Annotated in this window: 15 protein-coding genes; 2 read left to right on the top strand and 13 right to left on the bottom strand. The window is 70.4% G+C overall.

Annotated features, from left to right (window positions below):
* Window positions 1-399: 399 nt before the first annotated feature.
* The 10 genes from G531_RS0118785 to trxA all read right to left on the bottom strand — a co-directional run bounded on the left by G531_RS0118785 (window position 400) and on the right by trxA (window position 8,745).
* Window positions 400-1,620, bottom strand: coding sequence for a thiolase C-terminal domain-containing protein (locus G531_RS0118785; RefSeq protein ID WP_026928407.1), 1,221 nt, complete (start codon window positions 1,618-1,620; stop codon window positions 400-402).
* Entirely contained in the window at window positions 1,613-2,041 is a 429-nt protein-coding gene (locus tag G531_RS0118780) for a Zn-ribbon domain-containing OB-fold protein (protein ID WP_026928406.1), read from the bottom strand. The genes G531_RS0118785 and G531_RS0118780 overlap by 8 nt, the downstream gene beginning before the upstream one ends.
* A 101-nt stretch (window positions 2,042-2,142) precedes the next feature.
* Window positions 2,143-2,757, bottom strand: coding sequence for a response regulator transcription factor (locus G531_RS0118775; RefSeq protein ID WP_026928405.1), 615 nt, complete (start codon window positions 2,755-2,757; stop codon window positions 2,143-2,145).
* Complete coding sequence (locus tag G531_RS0118770; RefSeq protein ID WP_035759893.1) at window positions 2,754-3,902, bottom strand: sensor histidine kinase; 1,149 nt, start codon at window positions 3,900-3,902, stop codon at window positions 2,754-2,756. Before G531_RS0118770 ends, G531_RS0118775 begins: the two co-directional genes overlap by 4 nt.
* Window positions 3,899-4,744, bottom strand: coding sequence for an ABC transporter (locus tag G531_RS0118765; protein ID WP_026928403.1), 846 nt, complete (start codon window positions 4,742-4,744; stop codon window positions 3,899-3,901). Before G531_RS0118765 ends, G531_RS0118770 begins: the two co-directional genes overlap by 4 nt.
* Window position 4,745: 1 nt before the next feature.
* Entirely contained in the window at window positions 4,746-5,690 is a 945-nt protein-coding gene (locus G531_RS24005; RefSeq protein WP_051215725.1) for an ABC transporter ATP-binding protein, read from the bottom strand.
* Window positions 5,691-5,798: 108 nt separating this feature from the next.
* Window positions 5,799-6,869 (bottom strand): AmmeMemoRadiSam system radical SAM enzyme, encoded by a 1,071-nt coding sequence (amrS, locus tag G531_RS0118755; RefSeq protein WP_245630450.1) that lies wholly within the window; start codon window positions 6,867-6,869, stop codon window positions 5,799-5,801.
* 24 nt (window positions 6,870-6,893) lie between these two features.
* Window positions 6,894-7,448 (bottom strand): AmmeMemoRadiSam system protein A, encoded by a 555-nt coding sequence (amrA, locus tag G531_RS0118750; RefSeq protein WP_026928401.1) that lies wholly within the window; start codon window positions 7,446-7,448, stop codon window positions 6,894-6,896.
* Window positions 7,445-8,266 carry an AmmeMemoRadiSam system protein B gene (gene amrB / locus G531_RS24000; protein WP_051215724.1) on the bottom strand — a complete coding sequence of 274 codons (822 nt, stop codon included), beginning with the start codon at window positions 8,264-8,266 and terminating at the stop codon, window positions 7,445-7,447. The genes amrA and amrB overlap by 4 nt, the downstream gene beginning before the upstream one ends.
* 56 nt (window positions 8,267-8,322) lie before the next feature.
* The gene (trxA, locus tag G531_RS23995; protein WP_035759803.1) at window positions 8,323-8,745 is read right to left on the bottom strand and encodes a thioredoxin; all 423 of its coding nucleotides are present in this window, start codon (window positions 8,743-8,745) and stop codon (window positions 8,323-8,325) included.
* A 53-nt stretch (window positions 8,746-8,798) separates the two neighbouring features.
* On the opposite strand from trxA, the gene G531_RS0118730 reads away from it, so the two are divergent.
* Window positions 8,799-9,212 carry an MmcQ/YjbR family DNA-binding protein gene (locus G531_RS0118730; RefSeq protein ID WP_211221910.1) on the top strand — a complete coding sequence of 138 codons (414 nt, stop codon included), beginning with the start codon at window positions 8,799-8,801 and terminating at the stop codon, window positions 9,210-9,212.
* A gap of 88 nt (window positions 9,213-9,300) precedes the next feature.
* Here the strand turns inward: G531_RS0118730 and G531_RS0118725 are convergent, their stop codons facing one another.
* From G531_RS0118725 to G531_RS23990, 3 genes are read right to left on the bottom strand one after another with little or no spacing between them, the layout of a single operon-like run.
* Window positions 9,301-11,868 carry a PEP/pyruvate-binding domain-containing protein gene (locus tag G531_RS0118725; protein ID WP_051215723.1) on the bottom strand — a complete coding sequence of 856 codons (2,568 nt, stop codon included), beginning with the start codon at window positions 11,866-11,868 and terminating at the stop codon, window positions 9,301-9,303.
* Entirely contained in the window at window positions 11,865-12,614 is a 750-nt protein-coding gene (locus G531_RS0118720; RefSeq protein ID WP_026928398.1) for a PIG-L family deacetylase, read from the bottom strand. The genes G531_RS0118725 and G531_RS0118720 overlap by 4 nt, the downstream gene beginning before the upstream one ends.
* The gene (locus G531_RS23990; RefSeq protein WP_051215722.1) at window positions 12,601-13,863 is read right to left on the bottom strand and encodes a glycosyltransferase; all 1,263 of its coding nucleotides are present in this window, start codon (window positions 13,861-13,863) and stop codon (window positions 12,601-12,603) included. Before G531_RS23990 ends, G531_RS0118720 begins: the two co-directional genes overlap by 14 nt.
* Window positions 13,864-13,968: 105 nt before the next feature.
* Here G531_RS23990 and G531_RS23985 point away from each other — a divergent pair, with 105 nt between their 5' ends.
* Window positions 13,969-15,480 carry a vWA domain-containing protein gene (locus tag G531_RS23985; RefSeq protein ID WP_051215721.1) on the top strand — a complete coding sequence of 504 codons (1,512 nt, stop codon included), beginning with the start codon at window positions 13,969-13,971 and terminating at the stop codon, window positions 15,478-15,480.
* The last annotated feature ends 2 nt before the right edge of the window (window positions 15,481-15,482 follow it).

Here is a 15,482-nt window from a genome sequence, read left to right as displayed (position 1 = left end):
GCGAACCCGATCGCGGCCCACGAAACATGGTATCGGCCCGCGAACGCACACGTGAGCTCGCCCTTGGCGGGAACACCGGACGAACCGACCGGTGGCAGCGGGTCCAGCAGCGCTGATTCGATCACCGTGACGACGGTGCTCCGCTGTGTCGACGTGCTCGCCCGGTGGCGCTGACCCGCCGACCCCCGCCGCTGACACCCCGTGACGCGGATCCGGTGGGCCGATCCTGCCACCAGTCGGTTCGATTCGGCCGATTTCGTGGTTCGAGGGCAACGCAGTGGCAGGATCCGCCCACCCGGCCGGTGCGCCTCCGGTCCGCGGGCACCGAAAAACCCGCGACCGCCGGACCGGCGCAGAACGCTGATCCGGCGGCCGCGGGATCGGCCGGCCAGGCGGGGCCTACCGTGGATTACGGCTGAGCATGGCTCCGGAGCCGTGGAAGGTGAGGCCGGTGGCCACCAGGATGTTCTCCGCGGTCCGGATCTGTCGCTGCCCGGCGCGTCCCTGGATCTGCAGTGTCGCCTCGATCCAGTGCCCCATCCCGTGCAGCCGTCCCTCACTCAGGTTGCCGCCGAAGGTGTTGATCGGGAAGTCCCCGTCGATGTCGATCCGGCCGTCCTGGATGAACTGCCAGGCCTCGCCGCGTCCGCAGAAGCCGAGGCCCTCCAGCCAGAAGTAGACGTCTGGCGCCCAGCCGTCGTAGAGCATGGCCGCATTGACCTCCTCCGGCCGCAACCCGGAGGACTCCCAGATTCCCTTACCGAGGGTCCCGGCGGTGTGGTACATCTCCTCGAACAACCCCGGCCCCTGGCCGACCAGATTGATCGGCGCGGTCCCCTTCAGGTAACCCGCCTGACCCAGGCCGGTGATGTATGCCGGCGGGTGCGGCAGATCCTTGGCCCGGTCGGCCCGAGTCAGCACGATCGCCGCCGCCCCGTCGACCGGGATGTCGCAGTCGAACAGGCACATCGGGTCGGCGATCATCCGCGCGTTCAGGTACTCATCCAGGGTCAGCGGCTTGTCCCGGAAGAAGGCCCGCGGGTTGAGGTTGGCCCCCTTGCGCTGGGTAACCGCCAGCGTCCCCAGGTGCTTGCGCTCGGCGCCGTACAGCTTCAGGTAACGCATGTAGGACAGCGCGTACCCCATCGGGGCCGCGGCCACATGGCCGTAGGGGAAGGTGAAGGCACCGGCGCCCTGCGCCGCGTCCTGCCCCCAGCTGCCGTGGTAGCTGCCGGTCCGCGGCATGTGCATCGCCCGCCAGACCAGGGCGTAGTCGCAGCGCCCGGTCTCGATCGCCATCGCGGCCTGCTCGATCGAGGTGCTGATGTTGCCCATCTGGGATTCCGCCCACCAGCGGACGTTGGACATGCCCAGGTTGTGGATCATCCAGGAGGTGCCGACGGTGCTGATGCCCTCACCGGTCTCGCCGGTGTTGCCGCTGGGGAACATCGGGAAGGTCGATACGCCGTCGATGTCGGCCAGGGTCAGCCCGGCATCGGCGATGGCGGCGCGGGCCGCGTCCACGGCCAGCAGGCCCAAGGGCCGGTCCAGCCGCCGCCCGATCTCGGAGAACCCCACGCCGACGATGGCGACCTTGTTGGGTGTAGTGGTCTCAGACATGGGTGCTCCGATCCAGCCGGAATTGCAGCAGGGTGGCATCGCCGCGCGCCTCGAACTCGGCCACGACGGGCAGACCGAGGTCCAGTTCGTCGAGGTCGTAGTCGCCGACCAGATTGGTGGTGAGGTAGGTGTCCGGCTGCTCCTCCAGCGCCACCGAAACCACGACGTACGGGATCTCCTCGGCGAATCCTTCGACCCAGGACTGCCGGGCCACCGTGTAGGTGTAGATCGATCCCCGTCCGCTGACCTGCGACCAGGCGAACTCCTCGCCGGTGCAGTTGTGGCACAGCATGGGCAGGCGCTGGCTGTAGGTGCCGCACGCGGTGCAGCGGGCCAGCACCACCCGGTGCTCGGCCAGCCCGTCCCAGTAGGGTTGATCCGCTGCGGTCGGTTTCGGAACGGGTTTCACATCACTCGCCATGTCGTACGCACTCCTCAGAACGGGTCCGACGAGCACGCACGGGCAGTGGGCGCCGTCGCCGAGAACACACTATACCACAGGGTTTGTTCTGGGTCCGGGGGTCAGAGCCAGCCACGCTCGGTGGCGACCCGGGCCGCCTCGGTCCGATTGCCCGCCTGGGTCTTGTGGATCGCGGCGGACAGATGGTTCCGGACCGTCCCGGGCGACAGGAACAGTGTCGTGGCGATGTCGCGGACGCTGGCCCCGTGCCGGGCCTCGCGCAGCACCTGCTGTTCCCGATCGGTGAGCGGGTTCGCGCCGGCGACCAGCGACTCCTCGGCCAGGGCCGGGTCCACCACGATCAGCCCGGCGTGGACCCGGCGTACGGCGTCGGCGAGCTTCTCGGCCGGGGTGTCCTTGACGATGAAGCCGGACGCGCCGGCATCCAGCGCGCGGCGCAGATAGCCCGGCCGGCCGAAGGTGGTGACGATCAGGCTGCGGCAGCCCGACGGGCCGTCGCTGATCGCTCGGGCGGCCGCGATCCCGTCGAGTCCCGGCATCTCGATGTCGAGCAGGACGACATCGGCACCCACCTCCACCACGGCCCGGACCGCAGCCGCGCCGTCCCCGACCTGGCCGACGACCTCGAGGTCGGGTTCCAGATCGAGCAGGGCGGCCAGCGCGCCGCGGACCATCGCCTGGTCGTCGGCGATCACGAGCCGGATCGGCGTACTCACACCCGCACCTCCACCCGGGTCCCCGGCCGCACGGCGCCGGGCCGGTGCGCACTCACCACGACGGTACCGCCCACCTCGGCGGCCCGGGCGCGCATCCCGGCCAGCCCCGAACCGGACGCCGTGCCGTCGCCGGGGCCCACGCCGTCATCGGTGACCCGCAACAGTCCCGGGACGCAGGTCACGGTGCAGCGCCGGGCGCCGGAGTGGCGGACGACATTCGTCACGGCGTCCCGGACGCACCAGGCGAACAGTTCCTGTTGCTCGGCCGGGATAGCGCGGACCGCCGCCGGGGACGGGAGCGTAGGGGCGATCCCGGCCGCCGTCAGCGCCTGATCGGCCGCGAGCAGTTGGCCGCCGAGCTCCGGGCGGGCCAACCGGCCGACCGTCGCCCGGACCTCCCCCAGGGCACCGCGGGTGATCCCCAGCAGATCGTCGAGTTCCCGGGCGGCCCGGTCGGGGTCGGTGTGCACCAGCCGGCGGGCCAGTTCGGCCTTGACGGTGACCACAGTGAGGGAGTGCCCGAGCACGTCGTGGACGTCGCGGGCCAGTTCCTCCCGTTGTTGGGACAGGTTGAGTTCCTGGCTGAGCAGTCGTCCCGCTTCCTCCCGGGACGCCCCGAAGCGGATCAGCAGCATCATGATCAGGCTGATCAGCAGCACGATCACGGCCCAGACGACGACGTCACCGTCGATCAGCGCCATGACCAGCAGCGCCAGCCCGATCCACCCCAGGGCGACCGGCAGCCCCAGCGACAGCCGGTGGCAGAAGATCCACAACGCGCACAGATAGGCCGTGGTGTTCAACGCACTGATACCGGCCGCCGGCAGCATCATCGCCGCCGCCAGGACCAGGACCACGCTGAAGCACAGCGTACTCACCCAACGCGGCAGCGCCGGGAACAGCCGCGGGTGCAGCATCGCCTGCATATAGGTCACCACGAACAGGCCGATCCCGGCCAGGCCCAACACTTTCCAGCCGACCGGCGTCTCGGCGATCACGATCACGAACGCCGGCCACACCAGGAACAGCAGCCAGGGACAACTGCCGAGCAGCACCGCGTGACGGTCCGCGCCGGTGGCCCGATCGGGGATCAGGTCGGCGTAGTCCGCCACGCGGAGCCGTCCGGGTTGTGTCGTTGTCGTCATGCCCGGCCGGTTCGCCGCCGCGCGCCCCCGGCGCACAGCAGGCCGAAGATCACCGTCCATGTCACCACATTAGCCAGCACCCACCACAGCGGATCGTGCTGCGCCCCGGCGCCCACGTCGATCACCTCCCCGCCCAGCATCGGCCAGCGGGCCAGCGCCGCACTGCCGTACAACGGGGTGAACCGGGCGATGTCGAGCAGGACGCCGGACAACGGGACGAACAGGTTGCCGAAGAAGGCCAGCACCACCATCAGTCCCGACGCGGCCGAGATCGCCGCCTCACTGCGGAACAGCAGGGCGGCCGCCAGCCCGTACAGCGCGAAGGGCAGCGCCCCGAGCAGGATCAGCGCGCCGCTCAGCCCCCAGCGCCACGGCTGGTCGAAGCGGGCACCGGTCACCGCGCCAACGACGAACACGACCACGATCGGCAGCACTGCCATGCCCAGGCCGACCAGCGTCTTCCCGGTCAGATAGCCCGCCCCGGACAGGTTGGTCAGGCCGAGTTGGCGGCCCCAGCCGCGCTGCCGCTCGATGGCCGCGGACCCGGCGATCGCGGTCATCGCGGTGACCGCTCCGTAGAGCGCGATCGAGACCATGCTGTACGCCGCGACGTTGCCGTGCCCGACGGGCAGGTCACCGAACCCGGACATGGCGCCGAACACCAGGTACAGCGCGGCCGGGAGCATGATGATGAAGAAGGTGGACTCGAACATCCGAATGTTGCGGCGCAGGTCCCAGCCGGCGTAGCGCGCGATGATGCCGGCCGTCCCACCCGGCCGATGGCGGGCGGTGGCTGTCCCGGTCAGGTCGGACGTGCTGCTCAGGTCAGCCGTGCTGGTCATCTCAGACTCCTGCGGGTTCGGTGGTACGCGGGCCGGTCGGCTCGCTGGTCAGATCCAGGAACACCTCGTCCAGGGAGGCCGCGGTGACTTCGAGGTTGCGTCCCAGTTCTTCGGTGAGGATGGTCCGGGCCAGCGCGTCGGTGCGCTGGGTGGTGAACCGGACCCGGCCGTCCTCGATCTGCGGCGGGTCCGCGAGGCCGGTGCGGTCGGCGAACCGGGCCGGGGCCTCGGCGGCCAGCCAGTCACAGCTGAGGGTGCGGCGTCCGCGGGCGGTGACCTCGGCGACCGTCCCGTCGACGAGCACCCGGCCGGCACCCAGCAGCACGATCCGGTCGGCGAAGTCGGCGGCCTCCTGCAGGTAGTGGGTGGCGAACACGATGGTGCGGCCGCGTTCGGCCTCGGCATGCATGGCGGCCCAGAACTCGGTCCGGGCGCGGACGTCCATCCCGGCGGTGGGTTCGTCCAACAGCATCAGGTCCGGTTCGGTGAGCAGGGCGAGGGCGAAGCGCAGCCGCTGCTGCTCCCCGCCGGAGCACTTGTTCACCTTCCGGCCGGCGATGGCACTGATCCCGGCGCGCTCGAGGACCTCGGCCACCGGGAGGTGGTGCCGCTGGCAGGCGGCGATCATCGCGACCGTCTCGCGTACGGTCAGGTCGTGCAGCAGGCCATCGGTCTGCAGCACCGCGCCGACCGCACCGGCGGCCACGGCCCGGCGCGGCTGCCGACCGAGGACGCTCACGGTCCCGGCCGACGGGGCGGTGAAGCCGAGAACCAGGTCCAACAGGGTGGTCTTGCCGGCCCCGTTGGGTCCGAGCAGCGCGACGATCTCGCCGCGGTCGATCTGCAGGTCGATGCCGTCGACGGCCGGCACCGCACCGAAATGCCGAGCGAGGTCGTGGGTCCGGATCGCGGGGGCGGCCCGGGCGGGGATGCTGGTTTCTGTCATGTCTCCAGCGTCGCCGGGATCGTCGCGTGGCGGATCTGTCGGCTGTCACGACCGGGGGATGACAGTTGTCATCGTGCCCCGGTTGTCATCGTGCCCGGTGCCGCCTGGTCAGCCGGCGATGTGGACCGGGATCCGGTGCGGGCCGTAGTGCCCCGGTTGGGCGGCGAACCGGCCCGGCGGCCGATAACCGCAGACGCAGCGGCCCTGCTCGTCCAGCCGGTAGGCGTTGATGGCGTACCAGTCCCGCTCGATCAGGGCGCGGCCGCACTCGGGGCACAGCGTGGTGTCGCCGGCGGCGTGGTGCACGTTGCCGGTGTAGACGAACCGCAGCCCGGTTCGCAGTGCGATGTCGCGGGCCCGGATCAGGGTGCGCTTCGGGGTGGGCGGGCGATCCCGCATCCGGAAGTCGGGGTGGAAGGCGCTGAAGTGCAGCGGCACGTCGGGCCCGAGTTCGGTGCCGACCCATTCGGCCAGGGCGGTGATCTCGGCATCGGAGTCGTTCGCGTCGGGGATCAGCAGCGTGGTGATCTCGGTCCACACGTCGGTCTCGTGCACCAGGTACTTCAGGGTTTCCAGCACCGGTTGCAGGTGCGCGCCGCCGCTGATCGTGAAGTAGAACTTCTCGGTGAACGCCTTCAGATCCACGTTCGCTGCGTCGAGGTGGGCGAACATCTCCGCCCGCGGCTCGGCGCAGATGTAGCCGGCGGTGACCGCGACCGCGTTCAGACCCCGCCGGTGGCAGGCGTCGGCGGTGTCGATCGCGTACTCGGCGAAGATCACCGGGTCGTTGTAGGTGAAGGCCACCGAGTCACAGCCCCAGTCGGCCGCGGTCCGGGCGATCTGGTCCGGCGACGCCTGATCCAGCAGCCGGTCCTGCTCGCGGGATTTCGAGATGTCCCAGTTCTGGCAGAACTTGCACCCCAGGTTGCAGCCGGCGGTCCCGAAGGAGAACACCGAGGTGCCCGGATAGAAATGGTTCAGCGGCTTCTTCTCGATCGGATCGATGCAGAACCCCGAGGACCGGCCGTAGGTGTCCAGCACCATCGCGTCCCCCTCCCGGATCCGGACGAAGCAGAATCCGCGCTGCCCGTCGCGCAGCCGACAGTGCCGCGGACACAGGTCGCATTCGATGCGACCGTCCTCCAGTCGCTGCCACCAGCGACCCTCGTACCCGGACATCGTCATCCCTCCACCGATGTGTACCTATTCTTCGAAGGACTCGACGGTGTAGCGCTCCAGCTTGACCCCGTCGGACCAGTAGTCGTGAGTCAGCCCCGCCTTGCGCAGCAGGGCCCCCATGAATTCCTCCACCGTCGCCATCTGCGCCCAGACCTGCGGCAGGAAGGTCGCCCGGTGGAACCCGGCGGTGAACAGGATCCCGTCGATCCCCGGCCGGATCTGGGCGTACGCATCGGCCCGGTCGGCGAACCGAATCTCCTCGCGCGGGGAGAGCACCGACACCTCCAGGACCATGTCCGGGTACTCCGCGCGGGCCAGCGGCTGGAACCGGGGATCCCGGAAGGCCGCGGCGATCGCGTTCTCGGCAACGTCCTCCCCCAGACTGCGGTGCGGCTCGATCGTGCCGATGCAGCCGCGCAGGTGCCCGTTGGTGTGCAGGGTCACGAAGCATGCCCCGTCGGCCGCCAGGAAGGGCGCGGTCCGGTCCGGTTCGGGGGCACTCTCGCCCAGTTGCTCGGCGATCGCCGCCCGGGCGATCGGCAACAGGATCGTTCCGGCGTCGGGGGGCAGCGTGCTCATGGTGTCTCCTCGGGGTCGGGCCGGTCGGGGTCGGGTGCGTCGGGGTCGGGGTAGTACGCCACCGCGGCGTAGCCCACGACCCGGTCATGATCGCCGGCGGTGTCGCCGGAATTGCAGGCTCCCAGCAGGGTGGGGGCCAGCCCGCGACCGGCCGCGGCGACGAGCATCCCGTTCACCGGGGTGGCGCCGCAGGCCTGGTAGTGGTCCAGGTCGGGCCCGCCGGCCAGGATCTGGGCCAGGGTGCGTTCGTCGCGGCGCCGCGCCTCGGCGTACCGGTGATAGTGCGACAGGTCCGAGGAGATGACCACCAGGGTCTCCGGATCCCACAGCGCGTTGATCACGCCCGCGACGTCGGCGGTGCGGGCGCGGCCGACCGACAGCGGCAGCAGCGTGAACTCCCCGAGGACCCGCTGCAGGAACGGCAGTTGCACCTCCAGCGAATGCTCGTACGCATGGGCCACCGGGTCGGTCAGTACGCCGGGCTGGGCTTCGGCCCGGGCGACCAACTCCGCGTCCAGCGGGACCTCCCCGAGCGGAGTGGCGTACGCGGCGACCCCGGGCAACGCCATCCCGTCGACCGGGACCCGGTGACTGGGCCCCAGCAGGACCACTCGCCGGGTCTGCGCGGCGACCTGCCGGTACGCCCGCGCGGCAGTGGATCCGGAGTAGATGTAGCCCGCGTGCGGCACGATGATCGCCCGCGGCGCAGGTCGAGCCGCCGGGGCCGCGGCCAGCAACTCATCGACCGTCCTGGTCAGCGCCGCCGCCTCGCCCGGATAGAACGTCCCGGCCACCGCCGGGGCCCGCACGGCTGCCATAACGCCACTCTACGCGCCGCCCCGAGGCCACCGAACGCCCCGGTACCCGCCGACTCTCAGGCCAGGCTGCGATCGATCCAGGCGTTCAGATGCGCCGGCGGCAGCGCCCCGGTCTGCCGGGCCACCTCACGACCGCCGCGGAACAGCACCAGCGTCGGGATGGCCTGGACGCCGAACTGCGCCTGGATCCCCGGAGATCCGTCCACATTCACCTTGACCAGCTTGAGCCGCCCGGCCCGCTGGTGCGCGATCGTCTCCAGGGCCGGGGAAATCTGACGACAGGGACCGCACCACGGGGCCCACAGGTCGACCAGGACCGGCACCTTCGTCGAGTCGGCCACCATCGCGAAGTCCGCGTCGTCGGCCTCGGCGATCCAGGGCAGGTCGTGTCCGCACTTCGCGCAACGGGGCAATCCGCTCGCCGCGGCCGGGACCCGATTCTTCGCCCCGCACTGGGGGCAGGCAACCACAGCACTCATGACGCGATTCTCCCACCCTCCCCCGAAGCACGGGCGCCGCCTAGGGTGGAGCCATGACCGATTCCGGCGGCCACCCGATCATGTTCAGCGACGACGACCCGATGCTGATCCGGGTCCGCGAGATCGCGCTCGGCTTTCCCGGCGCGGACGTGAAGATCTCCCACGGTCGTCCGGCGTTCTTCACCAAAAAGGTCTTCTGCTACTACGGCGGCTCGATCAAGGTGGACGGGAGCTACCAGCAGCACGAGCAGTCGATCATCGTCGGCGCCGAGGCCGACGAACGTCCCGCGCTGGTCGAGGATCCACGCTGTTACGTCCCGGCCTATCTCGGCGCCTACGGCTGGGTCGGCATCGATCTGGACGCCGACACCGACTGGACCGAGGTCACCGAGCTGATCGACGCGTCCTATCGCCTCACCGCGGGGAAACGGCTGATCGCCGAACTCGACCTTCGCCGCGCCGGTTGACCGTATCGATGCAGTCATTTCCACACCGGCTCAGTCAGCCCACGTTCGGTCGCGTCGGCAAGACGGTGGCTGCATCGAAACGGCAGTTTTACTGACAGACCAACCGCTGACTCACCACATCGGCGTACAGGTTCAGTCCCGCCAACCGGGCCACATGGATCACGTCCCCCAGGGTCGCGTCCGGATCGAGCTCGGTCAGCAGGTTCGGCTGCCCGGTGATCAGCTCCGAGTGGAATTCGGTGTGATCCAGGTCATCGAGGGCGACATAGAAGATGCCGGACTCGACCAGGTCGGCAAAGAAGTGGGAGCCATAGGACAGTTCCGGGCGGAAATCCCCCTCCGGATAGGTGAGTTCGGTGAGCACGGTGGCGTGGCAGATGTCGGCGAACCCGACCGGCACCCCCAGACTCGGCGTCGTCGTCCCCCACCGCCCCGGTCCCATCAGCAGGGTCGACCGATCTTTCAGGATCTTGTTCAGCCGGCCGATCTGGCGGGCCACGGCGTACCGATCCTGCTGGCCCAGCAGCAGGTACGCCTCCGGCCGGACCAGCACGACATAATCCAGCGGCAATTGGGCATTGCCGCCCATGAAGTTCCCGTGACTGGCGAACAGACACCGCCGCGGATCCGCCTCCGGCACCTCGACCGTACGCCCCAGCCCCCGGGTCTGCAGCGGGCGGCACTGCACCAGGCTGACCTTGAACCCGTCCCCGCTCCGGACCCCCGACGGGTAGTTGACGGTGAACTCGATGTCGACGGGATAGGCGTACTCCGCCTCCAGCACCCGCAGGATGTCGCGCAGCAGGGCAGCGAAGTCGGTCTCCCGCAGGAGACCGTCGAAGTCGACCACCTGCGGCGCCTGCGACACCGGCCGGCCGCGTTCGCGCAACAGCCGGACCGTCGCCTGATCCGGGCTGAGCACCAACGACCAGTCCATCCCGATGTCCAGCCGCTGCAACTCCCGAAGCTCCACGGTGTCCAGCCGGTTGTCGGCCAGGTTGAGCACATCGACCAGCCGTTGGGAGTAGCGCGCCCCGTCATCGGCGGTCGCGTTCCAGAAGGTCGGCCGGTCCAGCGCAACGATCCGGGCATAGTCGGTCAGGATCCGGTCCACCGCGCGCGTCCCCAGGCCCAGGACCAGCCGGAGCATCCCGGCATCGCCGTCCCCCTCGGCATCGGTCACATACAGGTTGTAGGAGTTCCCGACCCCGGCGGCATGCGGGAAGAACAACGACCCGTGGTGGTCGCCGGAAACCCGTTGCACCAGCACCGACATCTGTTCGTCGAGCTCGACCAGGCCCCGGTTCACCCGATACTCCAACGCCTCCAGGCTGACCGCGCTGGCGAAGACGTCCCGCACCGCATCCTCGAAGGCGGCGTAGCGATCCTCCGGCGTCCCCTGATTGGCGCAGAAGACCGACTCGTACTTGCCGGCGAACGCATTGCCGAAGTTGTCCTCCAGCAGCGAGGAGGAGCGCACGATGATCGGCGACTGCCCGAAGTGCTCCAGCAGTTGGGTGAACTGCTCCTGCGCCCACATCGGAAAATGCCCGGTCGGCAGGAGTTCCCGCAACTGCTCGGCGGCGGAGTAGTAGCCCTCCTGCGTCTTGTGCTGGGCCCACAGCGGCCACCAACCGTTGGTCACGATGTAGCTGTAGAACAGGTCGGAGCCGAGGAAGAACGAGTCGTGGCCCTCCAGCCGACCGGCGAAGCGCAGGTCCTTCTCCAGGATCGCCCGGGCGACCAGCATGCCGACCGATTTGCCGCCGATCGCGCCGACGCCGATCAGCCGGGAGGTGATCAGCAACAGGTCGAGCAGGTTGAGGTGGCGCTCGCACAGCTCCCGCATCGGCCCTTCGCGTCCGATCAGTACCCCCATCAGCAGATCGCGCGCATGGATCTGTTCGGTCGGCCCCTCCCGCAGCGCCGCCCAGCACTGGTCGACCACCGAGCGCCAGTGATCCGCCGGTGGCCCGGGCTGGGCCAGCACGGCGAACAGCCGGGCCAACGCCTCGCTGGAGGTGACCGTCTCGGCCTTCCCGTCGGTCAGCCGGTGCGGGAAGAACATGGTCGCCGAGTGCCGCCCCACCACCTTCAACGGATGGACATAGAGCGCCCCGGCGATCGTGTAGACATCCAGCAGCAACTGGGTCGTCTCCCGGATCCCGGCCACCGCTTCGTTGGCGTGCTTGCCCCGCAGTAGCGCGAAGTACGCCACGGTGTCCATCTCGAACAGCAGCGGACAGGTGACCTTGAAGAAGTTGGTGACCATCAGCGCCGAATGCCACCAGGTCAGCAGTTCGGACAGGCAGTCGAAGACGTAGAAGGTCTGCGGGCGATCGGCGATCAGCCAGTGGATCCGGGTCGCGAACGCCTCGAAGCCGCCGGAGGGATCGACCCGGTGCACGGTCACCTGTGCCAGCAGGTCGTCGGCGAGCAGCATCGGGTGCTCCCCGAACCGGAAGTAGACCACCTCGCGGTCCTCTGCCAGGGCGCGCCGCACGAAGGGGGCGATCAGCGCCCGGTAGGAGTCGATCCCGTCGACCTGCCAGACCACGTTGTCGCCCAGCCGGAGTTCGTTGACGACCTCGTCCAGACCGGCGATCCCGGTCGAGGCGTGGGTGGCGCGGCCGCTGCCGTGGTCGGCTCCGGTCACCGGCGCAGTCCGATCCGGGTGGCCAGCGGCGTACGCTGCCCGCCGGAGTGGATCACCTCGGCGGCCCGGGGGTCGGCGGACTCGACCACGCTGACCTGGCTGGCGTGGCAGCGCGCGGCGGCGACGACGGTCGGCAGCCGATGGGCCAGGTCGGACCATTCGCCGGCTCCGGCGGGATCGGAGACCACCCACAGCACCGGTACGCCGGCCCGGGCGGCCGCCGGTCCGCTGATTTCGTGCACCCGGACATGGTCGGGATGGCCGTAGGACCCGTCGTCGTCGTAGCTGATCAGCGCATCGGGCCGGAAGTACTCGATCGCGGCGACCAGGTCGGCGACCTCCTCGGCCGGGTCGGCGGCGGTGAACGAGTCCGGGCCGGCGTCCCCCGAAGGCCCGGCCAGACCTTCCCGGATCCAGCGCATCCCGGAGTCGGCGTACCGGCGCGGCGGCTGCCCCGCGGCGCGGGCCGGTGGCTCCCCCAGGTACGCGCGCTCGGTGATCCCGAGTGCGGCGACGGCTCCGGCGAGTTCGGTCTCCCGTCGGGCGACGAAGGCGTCCCCGGTCAGCCCGGACAGCGGCCCGGGCACGATCTCCCCGCGCTCCCCGCGGGTGGCGGTGACCAGGTCGCAGCGCACCCCCCGGGCGGTCAGTTCGGCGATCAGCGCACCGGTCTGCAGCGTCTCGTCGTCGGGGTGGGCGTGCACGAACAGGACGCGGGCGGCACCGGCGAGGTCATCCAGCAGCATCGGATCGGTCCTCCGGGTAGTCGGTCGGGGTCGCCGGAGCGGTGGCCTCGGTGTGGCAGGCCTCGGCGTACACCCGGTTCAGCGCCTCGGCGCAGTGCCGCCAGGTGTACCCGAGCGCGTGCGCGCGGGCCTGTTGCCCCAGCTGCCACCGTAGTACCTCGTCGGTGAGCAGCCGGTCGATCTCGCCGGCCCAGACATCGCGGTCCCGGGACCCGATCAGGACCCCGGTCACCCGATCGAGCACTGTCTCGACCAGGCCGCCGACCCGGCTGCCGACCACCGGCACCCCGGAGGCGGCCGCCTCGAGGGCCGCCAACCCGGAGGTGTCGGTCCACGACGGGACCAGCAGCAGGGCGGCCTCCCGCATCAACCGGGCGAAGGCCTCCTTCGACTGGGGTCCCAGCCGGATCACCCGGTCCCGCAGTTGCAGCCCGGAGATGGTCGCCGCCAGGGTGTCGGCGTAGTCCTCGTACTCCGGCGGCACCGACCCGAGCAGCACCAGGTTCGGCCGCCGTTGCGGCGGGATCGCGGCCAGCGCGGCGACCGCCAGGTCGGCCCCCTTGGCCGGGTCGATCCGGCCGGCCCACAACAGATAGCGATCCGCCAACAGCCGCGGCGCCCCCGGCGCGCCGGGGTGGCGAGGTTCGACCGGATGGAACAGGGCACTGTCCACGCCGGGCCGCACCACCCGGACCTGCGCCGGCGGTACCCCCAGCCGCTGGGTGACCAGGTCGGCCTCGGCCCGGCTCAGCGCCACCACGACCCGGGCCCGGTGGGCCAGCAGCCGCTCGGCCGGGCCGCGCCGGCTCGATTCCGGGGGCTCGCCCAGGCTCAATGCCGCCCCGGCGTTCGCCGCCGCCAGGACGTGGAAGCTGACCACCAGCGGCACGTCCCAGATCCGGGCCACCGGCAGCGCGGCCAGGCCGGACAGCCAGGAGTGCGCGTGGACCAGGTCGGCCGGGTACTGGGTCCGCATCGCGTCGGTGAACTCATCGACCCAGCGCAGGGCCTCGGCGCGGCCCACCGGTTCGGGCGGCCCGGCCGGCAGCCGGCGCAGGATCACCCCGAGAAACGGTTCGGATTCGGCCGGCTGGTCCGGGTCGCTGCGTCGGGTCCAGATCTCCACCTCGTGCCCGAGCGCCGCGAGGCCCTGCGCCTGCTGGCGGACCAACAGGTTCATCCCGCCGGTGTCGGCGGTGCCGAGCTTGGCGTACGGATCGGTGGGCAGCGAGACCACCACGATCCGCATGGCCCACCCCCGTCCGTACGCCGATGTATCAGCCTACCGGGCAGAACCTTTCCGGGCAGCCGCCCCGTCGGGAAGGTGTCGAGTCCCAGACCCACCGGAGGAACCATGTCCCAGCCCCGTACCCCTGCGATCCCGGTGTGGCTCAGCGCCGGCCTGGCGGTCGTCCTTGCCCTGACCGGGTGTACCGGCGACACCCCGCAGGTCGCCACCGGCGAGGCGGCCACCGCGCCCGCGGCCCGCCCGCACCCCGACCGCGGCAGCCCGGGTCCGGCCGCCGGTCCCACCACCGAACCGGCTCCGCAGCACAACCCGATGACCGATCCGGCGCGGGATCCGCTGTCCACGTTCGCCCTCGATGTCGACACCGGCTCCTGGACCCGGGCTCGTAGCCGGATCAACGCCGGCGCCACACCGGCGCCGGGCGAGGTGCGGACCGAGGAGTTCGTCAACTACTTCGACCAGGGCTACCGACCCCCGGCCGACGGCCTCGACATCCGGATGGACGCCACCGGGGTGGCGTGGCTGGCCCCGCACACCCGGGTGCTGCGGGTCGGGGTGCAGTCGGCGGTGGTCGATGATTCCCGGCGGCCGCCGGCGAACCTGACCTTCGTGATCGACACCTCGGGCTCGATGGCCGATCAACTCCCGGCGGTGCAGCAGGCCCTCACCGCACTCACCGGATCGCTGCGACCCAACGACACCATCGCCATCGTCACCTACGGCTCGCAGGCCCGCACCGTGTTGCAGCGCACCCCCGTGGCCGAGGCGGATCGGATCCGCGGGGTGATCGCGGACCTGAGTATCGCTGGCTCGACCAATGCCGAGGAGGGCCTGCGGTTGGGCTATGAGCAGGCGACCCGCGGGTTCCGCGACGGCGAGCTCAATCGGGTGGTCCTGCTGTCCGACGGCGTCGCGAACGTCGGCAAGACCGGCCCGGAGGCCATCCTGGAGACCATCGGGAAGGCCGCGCAGAATCGGATCGACCTGGTCACCGTCGGGTTCGGAGCCGATTTCAACGACCAGCTGATGGAGCAGTTGGCGAATCGGGGCAACGGCTTCTTCGTCTATGTGGATTCGGCGAAGGAGGCCGAGCGGGTCTTCACCCAGAACCTCACCGGCACCCTGATGGTCACCGGGCGCGATGCGAAGGCCCAGGTGCGGTTCAATCCGAGCCAAGTGGCCGGATACCGACTGCTGGGCTATGAGAACCGCGACGTCGCCGATCGAGATTTCCGCAACGACCAGGTCGACGGCGGCGAGGTGGGATCGGGGCACAGCACCACCGCGCTGTACGAGGTGGTGCTGAAAAACCTGCCGAACCCGGTCGGCGCACTGGCGAGCGCCACCGTGCGCTATCGGGACGCCGGCACCGGGGAATGGGTGGAACGCACCGACGAGATCGGGGTCGCCGAGACCGTGCTGACTCCGGACGCCGCCGACCCGCGCCTGCACCAGGCGGTGGTGGTGGCCAGTTTCGCCGAGTCGCTGCGGGGCGGTCCGTGGGCCCAGCGGCGTACCCCGACGCAGATTGCCGAGGATGCCCGCGGGTTGCGCGGCCGGCTGGCCGATCCCAAGGTGGTCGAGTTGGCCGACCTGACCGCGAAGTACGCCGAGTGAGC

Origin of the sequence: Granulicoccus phenolivorans DSM 17626 = NBRC 107789 = JCM 15570 (assembly GCF_000423085.1) — a bacterium.
GTDB classification, from domain to species: domain Bacteria; phylum Actinomycetota; class Actinomycetes; order Propionibacteriales; family Propionibacteriaceae; genus Granulicoccus; species Granulicoccus phenolivorans.
The sequence above is the reverse complement of the archived record's forward strand: the minus strand, read 5'-3'. Positions and strand labels throughout refer to the sequence as shown.

What these genes read in the sequence shown, in the direction of transcription:
- G531_RS0118785 (WP_026928407.1), bottom strand. Translation starts at nt 1,620, where the DNA reads ATGTCTGAGACCACTACACCCAACAAGGTCGCCATCGTCGGCGTGGGG.
- G531_RS0118780 (WP_026928406.1), bottom strand. Translation starts at nt 2,041, where the DNA reads ATGGCGAGTGATGTGAAACCCGTTCCGAAACCGACCGCAGCGGATCAA.
- G531_RS0118770 (WP_035759893.1), bottom strand. Translation starts at nt 3,902, where the DNA reads ATGACGACAACGACACAACCCGGACGGCTCCGCGTGGCGGACTACGCC.
- G531_RS0118765 (WP_026928403.1), bottom strand. Translation starts at nt 4,744, where the DNA reads ATGACCAGCACGGCTGACCTGAGCAGCACGTCCGACCTGACCGGGACA.
- G531_RS24005 (WP_051215725.1), bottom strand. Translation starts at nt 5,690, where the DNA reads ATGACAGAAACCAGCATCCCCGCCCGGGCCGCCCCCGCGATCCGGACC.
- amrS (WP_245630450.1), bottom strand. Translation starts at nt 6,869, where the DNA reads ATGTCCGGGTACGAGGGTCGCTGGTGGCAGCGACTGGAGGACGGTCGC.
- amrA (WP_026928401.1), bottom strand. Translation starts at nt 7,448, where the DNA reads ATGAGCACGCTGCCCCCCGACGCCGGAACGATCCTGTTGCCGATCGCC.
- amrB (WP_051215724.1), bottom strand. Translation starts at nt 8,266, where the DNA reads ATGGCAGCCGTGCGGGCCCCGGCGGTGGCCGGGACGTTCTATCCGGGC.
- trxA (WP_035759803.1), bottom strand. Translation starts at nt 8,745, where the DNA reads ATGAGTGCTGTGGTTGCCTGCCCCCAGTGCGGGGCGAAGAATCGGGTC.
- G531_RS0118730 (WP_211221910.1), top strand. Translation starts at nt 8,799, where the DNA reads ATGACCGATTCCGGCGGCCACCCGATCATGTTCAGCGACGACGACCCG.
- G531_RS0118720 (WP_026928398.1), bottom strand. Translation starts at nt 12,614, where the DNA reads ATGCTGCTGGATGACCTCGCCGGTGCCGCCCGCGTCCTGTTCGTGCAC.
- G531_RS23990 (WP_051215722.1), bottom strand. Translation starts at nt 13,863, where the DNA reads ATGCGGATCGTGGTGGTCTCGCTGCCCACCGATCCGTACGCCAAGCTC.
- G531_RS23985 (WP_051215721.1), top strand. Translation starts at nt 13,969, where the DNA reads ATGTCCCAGCCCCGTACCCCTGCGATCCCGGTGTGGCTCAGCGCCGGC.